6 protein-coding genes and 4 pseudogenes are annotated in these 9,725 nt (G+C 64.7%); 6 read left to right on the top strand and 4 right to left on the bottom strand.

What is annotated here, in order from left to right; genetic code table 11:
- From RHBS_RS18790 to RHBS_RS18775, 4 genes and pseudogenes are all read right to left on the bottom strand, one after another.
- Window positions 1-777 (bottom strand): P-loop NTPase (locus RHBS_RS18790; RefSeq protein WP_128646214.1); only part of this gene is annotated, 777 nt, incomplete at its 3' end.
- 52 nt (window positions 778-829) lie between these two features.
- On the bottom strand, window positions 830-1,702 hold the full coding sequence (locus RHBS_RS18785; RefSeq protein ID WP_187298547.1) for a murein transglycosylase: 873 nt from the start codon (window positions 1,700-1,702) through the stop codon (window positions 830-832).
- Window positions 1,703-1,814: 112 nt separating this feature from the next.
- The gene (locus RHBS_RS18780; protein ID WP_121873255.1) at window positions 1,815-2,357 is read right to left on the bottom strand and encodes a DUF1003 domain-containing protein; all 543 of its coding nucleotides are present in this window, start codon (window positions 2,355-2,357) and stop codon (window positions 1,815-1,817) included.
- A 20-nt stretch (window positions 2,358-2,377) separates the two neighbouring features.
- A pseudogene (locus tag RHBS_RS18775) lies at window positions 2,378-3,654 on the bottom strand (magnesium transporter MgtE N-terminal domain-containing protein).
- Between the two features lie 74 nt (window positions 3,655-3,728).
- Here RHBS_RS18775 and RHBS_RS18770 point away from each other — a divergent pair.
- The 6 genes and pseudogenes from RHBS_RS18770 to RHBS_RS18745 all read left to right on the top strand — a co-directional run bounded on the left by RHBS_RS18770 (window position 3,729) and on the right by RHBS_RS18745 (window position 9,697).
- A pseudogene (locus tag RHBS_RS18770) lies at window positions 3,729-4,669 on the top strand (CoA ester lyase).
- 70 nt (window positions 4,670-4,739) lie between these two features.
- Window positions 4,740-5,227, top strand: a pseudogene (locus tag RHBS_RS18765) (general stress protein).
- A gap of 194 nt (window positions 5,228-5,421) precedes the next feature.
- A complete protein-coding gene (locus RHBS_RS18760; RefSeq protein WP_374700630.1) occupies window positions 5,422-6,735 on the top strand; it encodes an extracellular solute-binding protein in 1,314 nt (437 codons plus the stop codon).
- A 4-nt stretch (window positions 6,736-6,739) separates the two neighbouring features.
- Window positions 6,740-7,689 (top strand): annotated as a pseudogene (locus tag RHBS_RS18755) (carbohydrate ABC transporter permease).
- Window positions 7,689-8,522: a carbohydrate ABC transporter permease gene (locus RHBS_RS18750; RefSeq protein WP_121873250.1), complete on the top strand. Its 834-nt coding sequence runs from the start codon at window positions 7,689-7,691 to the stop codon at window positions 8,520-8,522. Before RHBS_RS18755 ends, RHBS_RS18750 begins: the two are co-directional and overlap by 1 nt.
- A 5-nt stretch (window positions 8,523-8,527) precedes the next feature.
- Entirely contained in the window at window positions 8,528-9,697 is a 1,170-nt protein-coding gene (locus tag RHBS_RS18745) for an ABC transporter ATP-binding protein (protein WP_121873249.1), read from the top strand.
- The last annotated feature ends 28 nt before the right edge of the window (window positions 9,698-9,725 follow it).

Raw genomic sequence — 9,725 nt, 5'->3', positions numbered from 1 at the left:
CTCGGCCGCGGCCTGCTGTGGGGTGGTGACCACGAGAATTTCCGCGCTAGGGATGAGCTGAGCGACGGAGATCGCCACGTCGCCGGTGCCGGGCGGGAGGTCGAGCAGCAGTACGTCCAGGTCTCCCCAGAATACGTCGGCGAGGAACTGCTGCAGCGCGCGGTGCAGCATCGGCCCGCGCCACACGACGGGGGTGTTGCCCTGCGTGAACTGGGCGATCGAGATGAACTTCACCCCGTGGGCCTGCGGCGGCATGATCATCTTCTCGACCTGCGTCGGCTTCGCGTCGTTGCCGAGCATGCGGGGAACGGAGTGGCCGTAGATGTCGGCGTCGAGTACGCCGACGGACAGCCCGCGAGCGGTCAGCGATGCGGCGAGATTGACCGTCACGCTGGATTTACCGACGCCGCCCTTGCCCGACGCCACCGCGTACACGCGCGTCAGGGATCCGGGTTGCGCAAAAGGAATGATCGGCTCCGCGGAATCGCCGCGCAGTGACTTGCGTAGTTCGGTGCGCTGCTCGTCGTTCATCACGTCGAGTTCGACCGATACGGTGCCGACGCCTTCGACGTCGGCGACTGCGTTCTTGACGCGGTCGCTGATCTCGGTCTTCATCGGACAACCGGAGGTGGTGAGGTAGATCCCGACGCCGACTGCTCCGTCGTCGGAGATGTCGATGCTCTTGACCATCCCCAGATCGGTGATGGGTTTGCGGATCTCGGGGTCGATCACCTTCGCGAGTGCGGTCCGAACGTCGGATTCGGTCAGTACAGCCATTGCCTCATGCTAGGCGGTGGGCCAACTCTTGATGGACAGCGGGCAGCGCGATCTAGTGAATGCGCGGCAACTGGTCCGAGCTCGGGACGATGCCGGTGGCGTATCCGGCCGACCACGCGAGCACGTTCGCCACGTAGGCCATCGAGTTGTTGTACCGCAGGATCGCCTTGGTGGTCGATCCCAGGTCACGCATGTTGGTGCCGTCGTCGCACAGGTACATGCCGGTGGCCAGGGCTGCGTCGAACAGGTTCTGGGGGTCGGAGACGCCGTCGCCGTTGCCGTCGGCGTGATAGAGGTTCCACGTCGAGGGCAGGAACTGCATCGGTCCGACTGCGCGGTCGTATTCGGTGTCGCCGTCGAGAGCGCCGCCGTCGGTGTCACGAATCACCTGATTGCCGGCGAGGGTGCCGTTCAGGCGCGGCCCGAGGATGGGCTCGTGCAGCTCGCCCGAGTCGTCGACCTTGCCGTTGTTGGCGTGGGTGGATTCGACGCGGCCGATGCCCGCGATGACGGTCCAGCTGATACCGCAGCCGGGCTGCTGCTGAGCCAGGATGCGCTCGGCGTTCTTGTATGCCGAGACGTTGACGACCGGAATCGCGATGGGGCTGACGGCGAGGTTGGTGGGCAGCTCGGGTGTGGGCGGGATCTCGGGTACCGGAGCGGGTGCGGGGACCTCAGCGGGCACCGGAAGCTCGGCCTGGGCCACCGGCTGCGCCTGCTGATCCTGGGCGATCGGCTGCGGTGTCTCGACGACGGAGTTCGATTCCTGCGCGGCAGGGGACGTCTTCGCGCTGACGAACGGGATGTATTCCGTGGCTCCGGCGCTGGTGGCGGCGGTGACGAGTCCTGCGGGGACGAGACCTGCCAGAGCAATCACCGAGTTCCGTCGGACCTTGGAAGTCGATGCTTTTCTGTGACGACCCACGCGTGCTGTACCTCCTGATTTCCCCGGGTGACAACCGGGGCCCGACCTGATGACCGGGATCGAGGGTACCTGATTCGAGACTGTTCCGTTATCGGGCTGTTACAGAGCAGATCTATCGCGTATCGGGGTCCGACGTGTCCGGCATCCCTACTTCGTCCTGCACCCTGGCGGCCGCTTTCTTGCGTGCCTTCTTCGGAGTCGCGACAGGCTGTCCCGTCGCCTGCTCGAGCAGTGCCTTGACCTCGTCCAGTTCGCGGCGCAGGTAATCGCGGGTGGCGACCTCTCCGACGGCGATGCGCAGGGCTGCGAGTTCGCGGGCGAGGAACTCGGTGTCGGCCTTGGTCTGTTGGGCGCGCGAACGGTCCTCTTCGAGCGAGACGCGGTCTCGGTCGTCCTGCCGATTCTGGGCGAGCAGAATCAGCGGAGCCGCGTACGCGGCCTGGGTCGAGAACGCGAGATTGAGCAGGATGAAGGGGTACGGGTCCCACCTGAGGTTGACCGCCACGACGTTGAGGAAGATCCAGACGATCACGATGCCCGTCTGGATCGCCAGGTAGCGGCCGGTACCGAGGAATCTCGCGGCCTTCTCGCCCGACTTGCCGAGGTCGAAGTCGACATTGACGTTGAACATCCGCGACCCGCGCGGAGTGTCCATTCTCTGGCGTGCTGTTTCTTTCACTGTCCGGCCACTTCCTGATCTCGCCAGTCCTCGGGCAGCAGGTGATCGAGGACGTCGTCCACGGTCACGGCCCCGACCAGGTGGTCCTCGTCGTCGACCACCGGGCCGCAGACGAGGTTGTACGTCGCGAAGTATCGCGTCACGGCGGTGAGGCTGTCGTCGGGGGACAACCGCGGCAGCGCGCTGTCCACCACCCCGCCGACCAGACTCGCCGGGGGGTTCTCGCAGCAATTGCTGCAGATGAACGCAGCCGAGATACGGGCCGGTGGGGGGTGGCGGTCGGTGGACGCACCACGAACACGAGCGAGGCCAGCGCGGGCGTCAGGTCGGGGTTGCGCACCCGGGCGAGCGCCTCGGCCACCGTCGTCGATGCAGTGAGTACGACGGGTTCGGGGGGTCATCAGACCGCCTGCGGTGTCGGGGGAGTGCTCGAGCAGACGGCGGACAGGTGCCGAGTCCTCCGGATCCATCAGTCGCAGAAGCGATTCCGCTTCGGTCTCGGGCAGCTCACCGAGGAGGTCGGCAGCATCGTCTGGGTCCATCGCCTCGAGCACGTCGCTCCGCGGTCGACGCCGAGGTAGTGCATCAGTTCGACCTGATCGTCGTCGGGCAATTCCTGGACGACGTCGGCGAGACGCTCGTCGTCCAGCGCCATCGCCACTTCCATGCGGCGCTTGGCGGGCAGCTCGCGCATCGCGTTCGCGACATCGGCCGCGCGCAGGCCCTCGAACTGCATGAGCAGCTGTGCCACACCCTGATCGGGCATCGAGAGTTCGTTCTGCGTGAGTCCCTGCACGTGCTGCCAATCGACAACGTGGATGGCGCCGCGTCGTGCGAGCCGTTGCCGTTGCTTGCGGACCGCCACCCGCGCGACCACCCAGTCGCGAGTTCGGGTGAGTTCGATGCCGAGGTCGACGACGACGGAATCGACGTCGTGCAGCTCGTCGAGCTCGGGGTCGTCGACGCGCACCTTGGAGTCGAGGATCTGCGCGAACACGAGAATCTCGTTCGCGCGCTGAGTGAATCGACGCAGACTGACGTTCCCGGTCGTGAGCTGGACCGAGTTCGGTTCGATGCTGGTGACTCTGAGCATCGGCACGAAAATTCTTCGCCGAGTTGCCAATTCGACCACCAGGCCGAGGACTCTCGGTTGTGCTCTACCGACGCGCATCGAGATCACCACGTCGCGGACCCGTCCGATCGATTCTCCGTCGGGGCCCAGGACACCCAGGCCGGCGAGCCTGGCCGCGAATACCTTGCTCAGTGCTGCCATGATGGCAAGGTTAGAGGCTTCGCAATACAGAGGGTGAATCAGACAGGGGTTGTGCTTTCGTGAGTGCTTCGGGCATGCGGCGGTCGGTGCTGGCCGTTCCGGGCAGTTCGGACAAGATGATCGCCAAGGCCAAGGGGCTCCCCGCGGACGCGGTCTTTCTCGATCTCGAAGACGCCGTCGCGCCGCTGGCGAAAGTGGCAGCGCGAGCGCGCATCGTCGACGCTCTGAACTCCGATGGTTGGGGCGATCAGATCAAGGTCGTACGCGTCAACGACTGGACGACGCAGTGGACGTACGGCGACGTCATCGACGTCGTGGCGGGTGCCGGACGCAATCTCGATGCCATTCTGCTGCCGAAGGTGGAGTGCGCGGCGCACGTGCAGGCGCTGGATCTGCTGCTCACCCAGGTCGAGAAAGAGCACGGACTCGACGTCGGTGCCATCGGGATCGAACCGCAGATCGAGAGCGCCCGCAGTCTGCGCAACATCGACGAGATCGCGACCGCGAGCCCGCGAGTGCAAACCCTGGTGTTCGGTCCCGCAGATCTGATGGCCAGCGTCAACATGCGCACTCTCGTCGTCGGCGAGCAGCCGGTCGGATACGACACGGGCGACGCCTATCACCACATTCTGATGACCATCCTGCTCGCTGCCCGGACGCACGGTCTGCAGGCCATCGACGGCCCCTATCTGCAGATTCGCGATCTCGAGGCTTTTCGCCGGGCAGCGGGTCGCACGGCAGGCCTCGGTTTCGACGGCAAGTGGGTACTGCATCCGACGCAGATCGAGGCGGCCAACGAGATCTTCGCGCCGCGTCAGGCCGACTACGACAAGGCCGAGATGATTCTCGACGCGTACGAGTTCCACACGTCCGCGGCGGGCGGCGGTCGCGGGGCAGTGATGTTGGGCGAGAGATGATCGACGAGGCGAGCCGCAAGATGGCGCTCGTCGTCTCGGCGAAGGGCCGAGCGGCAGGAATGACGCGGACGACCGCGTTCGTGCCGCCCACGTCCTGAGCGACCGTCAGCCTGCTGTGAACCGCTACAACGGGTGTGCCGGGTGTCCGTTTCGGGGCACAATGGAGTCATGACTAATCCCCTCTCGCAGTCGGGCCGCCCAGGGCAGGGACTGCCGACGCCGCCTTCCGGTTGGCCGATCGGTTCCTACCCCACCTACGCCGAGGCGCAGCGCGCTGTCGACTACCTGTCCGACGAGGAGTTCTCGGTGCAGGACGTCACGATCGTCGGCGTCGACCTGATGCAGGTCGAGCGCGTCCTCGGTCGCCTCACGTGGCCCAAAGTGATTGGTGGAGGCATCGTTTCGGGTGCGTGGCTGGGTGTTTTCCTCGGCCTTGTCCTCGGCATCTTCAGCGAGAACATCTTCGGAGCGCTGCTCATCGGCGTCGGCGGTGGCATCATCTTCGGCCTGATCTCGCGTCCATTCCGTATGCGGCCACCAAGGGGCAGCGAGATTTCGCGTCGAGCATGCAGTTGGTCGCCGGTCGATACGACGTCCTCTGTGAGCCCCGAACCGCGGAGAAAGCACGCGACCTGCTCGCAAAATTGTCGATCTGATCACACCTGGTGGACGACCAGGCAACCGACAGGTAACGGAATAGCCCCAAATCGCCCTCGATGCCAGTGAGTTCGGTTACGTTTCTTTCGTGCACGGCAGTCCCACACAGTGTGCTGCGCGAGTAACTGAACGTACGGAGCGGAAAGTGCCGAGACATCGTGGTCGTAGGCGTGGAAAAGCAACGAGGATAGGGGTGTTGGCGGCAGCGGCTCTGGTGACGAGTCCGTTGCTCGCAGCGTGTGGTTCGTCCGACAGTTCGGTTCCGGTTCTGAGTTTCTACACTGCCGCAGACGGCGCAGAGCAGTACGCCGCTGCGGCACAGGTGTGTTCGGACGCCTCGAACGGCCGCTACCGGGTGGAGCAGCGAACTCTGCCCAAGAGCGCGAACGATCAGCGTCTGCAGCTCGCGCGGCGTCTCGCCGGCAACGACCGGACGCTGGATCTGATGACACTCGACGTGGTGTGGACGGCCGAATTCGCCGAAGCCGGCTGGGCTCTGCCCGTCCCGGCCGACCTGTCTGCGAAGCTACGCGACGGCTCCACGCTCGAAGGCCCGCTCGCCACGGCGGAATGGCAGGACCAGCTGTATGCGGTTCCGCTCAACTCGAACACGCAGTTGCTGTGGTACCGACCGGACGTGGTTCCCGACGGTGCCCCTCCGCAGACCTGGGACCAGATGATCGACATAGCCGAGGCCAACGCGGCCGCGGGTAGGCCCGCGGAGATCGGCGTCCAGGCGAAGCAGTACGAGGGCTTCATGGTCTGGTTCAACACGCTGCTCGAGAGCGCGGGTGGATCGGTCGTCGGCGAAGACGGAACGACGGTGACACTCAACGACACTCCCGAGCACCGCGCCGCCACCGAGAAGGCCCTCGAGATCATCAAGCGGGTCGCCACCGCCGACGGCCGCGACCCGTCGGTCTCGCAGAGCGACGAGGGGACCTCCCGGCTCGGGATGGAAGCGGGACGGATGGCCTTCCAGGTCAACTACCCGTTCGTGCTGCCCGGTCTGAAGGAGAACGCCGTCGCCGGTGCCGTCTCGTTCCTGGATCTGTCGACCGTGCCCGCCGAAGAGCAGGACGCGCGGATCGCCGAGGTCTTCCGCAGCGCCCCCGTATCCGGAGGTCAATCCGGGCGAGCCCGCGAAGGTCACCATCGGTGGGTTCAACATCGGCGTCGCGAAGACCACCCAGTACGAGGACCTCGCATGGGAGGCCGTCGAGTGCCTCACCAACGAGGAGAACCAGCGCAACAACGCCGTCAACGGTGGTGTGCCGCCGGTGCTTGCACGCCTGTACGACGATCCGGAGTTCCAGGCCGTCTATCCCGCATGGGAAGGGGTGCTCGGTTCCATCGAGTCGGCGGCCGTCCGGCCGGTTTCGCCTGCGTACCAGAGCATCTCGATTCTGTTGACCGATGCGCTCAACCCGCCGCAGAACATCGATCCGGTGGCCGACGTGGACAAGCTCGCAGATCTGGTCACCAAGGCCGTCAATTCCGAAGTTGATTCCATGAGCGCCACCACCGAGTCACAGCCCGCATCGCAGCCTCTCGACAAGCAGGCGGCGCTGAAGAACGTCTCCGACGGCAAGAAGGCCGAACGTCGTCTGGGCTGATGCTCATCGCACCCGCCGCCCTGCTGATGATCGCGGTGACCGGATATCCGATCATCTACGCGTTCTGGCTCAGCCTGCAGAAGTACAACCTCGCATTCCCCGAGGATCGTGAATTCGTCGGCATCTCCAACTACGTGACCGTGCTCTCCGACGGCTACTGGTGGACGGCGTTCAGCGTGACGGCGGGCATCACGATCATCTCGGTGATCATCGAGTTCATCCTCGGCCTGGCGGTGGCTCTGGTCATGCACCGCACCATCTTCGGTCGCGGACTGGTGCGCACCGTGGTGCTCATTCCGTACGGCATCGTGACCGTCGCCGCCGCGTACAGCTGGTACTACGCGTGGACCCCCGGCACGGGCTACCTCGCCAATCTGTTGCCCGACGGTAGTGCTCCGCTCACCGAGCAGTTCCCGTCACTGGCGATCGTCGTGTTGGCCGAGGTGTGGAAGACGACGCCGTTCATGGCGCTGCTGTTGCTGGCAGGCCTGGCGCTGGTACCCGACGATCTGCTCAAGGCCGCCGAGGTGGACGGAGCGGGCGGCTGGACCAGACTGATGCGGATCACCATCCCGTTGATGAAGCCGGCGATCCTCGTCGCGGTGCTCTTCCGCACCCTCGACGCGTTCCGCATCTTCGACAACATCTACGTCCTGACCCGAGGCAGCAACGAAACCGGATCGGTCTCGATCCTCGGTTACAACAACCTGTTCGGTGCGTTCAACCTCGGACTCGGGTCGGCGATCAGCATCCTGATCTTCTTCTGCGTCGCGATCATCGCGTTCGTGTTCATCAAGTTGTTCGGTGCCTCGGCACCGGGATCCGACGACGGAGGCCGCAAGTAATGACCACTGTTACGCCTCGCAAGAAGGTCGGTTGGACGGTCGTCAACGTCCTCGTCCTGCTCTACGCACTCGTTCCGCTGCTCTGGATCATCAGCCTCTCGTTCAAGTCGACGGCGACCATCGCGGACGGCAGGTTCATTCCGCAGTCGTTCACCCTGGACAACTACAAGGGCATCTTCCAGACGAACCAGTTCACCTCGGCGCTGGTGAACTCCATCGGCATCGGACTGATCACCACGGTCATCGCCGTGGTGATCGGCACGATGGCCGCGTATGCCGTTGCCCGCCTGGACTTTCCGGGCAAGAAGGCACTCGTCGGCGCGGCACTGCTCATCGCGATGTTCCCCCAGATCTCGCTGGTGACACCGCTGTTCGACATCTCCCGCTCGCTGGGACTGTTCGACACCTGGCCGGGACTGATCATTCCGTACATCACCTTCGCGTTGCCGTTGGCGATCTACACCCTGTCGGCGTTCTTCCGCGAGATTCCGTGGGAGCTCGAAAAGGCAGCGAAGATGGACGGCGCGACGCCCGCACAGGCGTTCCGCAAGGTCATCGCCCCGCTGGCCGCCCCCGGCATCGTCACCGCAGCCATTCTGGTGTTCATCTTCGCCTGGAACGACCTTCTGCTCGCCATCTCGTTGACGGCGACGGAACGTTCGGTCACCGTCCCGGCGGCCATCTCGCAGTTCACCGGTAGCTCTCAGTTCGAGGAGCCCACGGGGTCGATCGCGGCGGCAGCAGTCGTCATCACGATCCCGATCATCATTTTCGTGCTCTTCTTCCAACGACGTATCGTGGCGGGCTTGACGTCCGGCGCAGTGAAGGGATAACCGTCATGGCCGAAATCGTTCTCGACAAAGTCACCAAGCTCTACCCCGACGGCGCCGCCGCGGTCAGCGACGTCGACATCACCATCGCCGACGGCGAATTCATCATCCTCGTCGGGCCGTCCGGTTGCGGAAAGTCCACGACGCTCAACATGATCGCCGGCCTCGAGGACATCTCGTCCGGTGAGTTGCGTATCGCGGGGGAGCGCGTCAACGAGAAGGCACCGAAGGATCGCGACATCGCGATGGTGTTCCAGTCCTACGCGCTGTACCCGCACATGACAGTGCGGCAGAACATCGCCTTCCCGCTGACGCTCGCGAAGCTCTCGAAGTCGGAGATCAACAGCAAGGTCGAAGAGGCAGCCAAGATCCTCGATCTCAGTCAGCACCTCGACCGCAAGCCGTCGAACCTCTCCGGTGGTCAGCGTCAGCGAGTTGCCATGGGCCGCGCCATCGTTCGTACGCCCAAGGCGTTCCTGATGGACGAGCCACTGTCCAACCTCGACGCGAAGCTGCGCGTGCAGACTCGCGCCGAGATCTCGCGTCTGCAGAAGCGGCTCGGCACCACCACCGTGTACGTCACGCACGACCAGACCGAGGCCATGACCCTCGGCGATCGCGTCGTGGTGTTGCGCGGCGGGTTGGTGCAGCAGATCGGTTCTCCGCAGGAGCTCTACGACAAGCCGCGAAACCTGTTCGTGGGCGGCTTCATCGGATCGCCCTCGATGAACTTCGTTCCCGGACAGCTCACCTCGAACGGAGTGTCCACCGCCCTGGGCGATATCGACATCCCGCTCGAGCGGATGGACTCGATCAAGGCCAAGAACCCGGGCCGTGAGGTGGTCGTCGGCATCCGGCCCGAGCACTTCGAGGACGCGGCTCTGATCGACGGCTACCAGAAGATGAGCGGTGCCACCTTCACCGCCACCGTGGACGTGCTCGAGTCGATGGGTAGCGACAAGTACGTCTACTTCACGCTCAAGGGTGCGCGGGTCGAGTCCAGCGAGCTGCAGGAACTCGCAGCGGATGCGGGTATCGCCGATCTCGGTGGCGCACAGGTGGTTGCGCGTCTGGCCGCCGAGTCCAAGGCTGCCGAGGGTGGTCAGGTGGAACTGTGGTTCGACCCGGCGAAGATCTCGGTGTTCGACCAGGCCTCGGGTGCGAACCTGACGCTGTAGTGCCTTCGGCAGTGGTGTGGCTGAGTGC

Origin of the sequence: Rhodococcus sp. BS-15 (assembly GCF_000813105.1) — a bacterium.
In the GTDB taxonomy this organism is placed as follows: Bacteria; Actinomycetota; Actinomycetes; order Mycobacteriales; family Mycobacteriaceae; genus Rhodococcoides.
The sequence above is the reverse complement of the archived record's forward strand: the minus strand, read 5'-3'. Positions and strand labels throughout refer to the sequence as shown.

Excerpts from the sequence above, each read along its gene's own strand:
- RHBS_RS18780 (WP_121873255.1), bottom strand. The coding sequence starts at position 2,357 with ATGGACACTCCGCGCGGGTCGCGGATGTTCAACGTCAATGTCGACTTC.
- RHBS_RS18750 (WP_121873250.1), top strand. The coding sequence starts at position 7,689 with ATGACCACTGTTACGCCTCGCAAGAAGGTCGGTTGGACGGTCGTCAAC.
- RHBS_RS18745 (WP_121873249.1), top strand. The coding sequence starts at position 8,528 with ATGGCCGAAATCGTTCTCGACAAAGTCACCAAGCTCTACCCCGACGGC.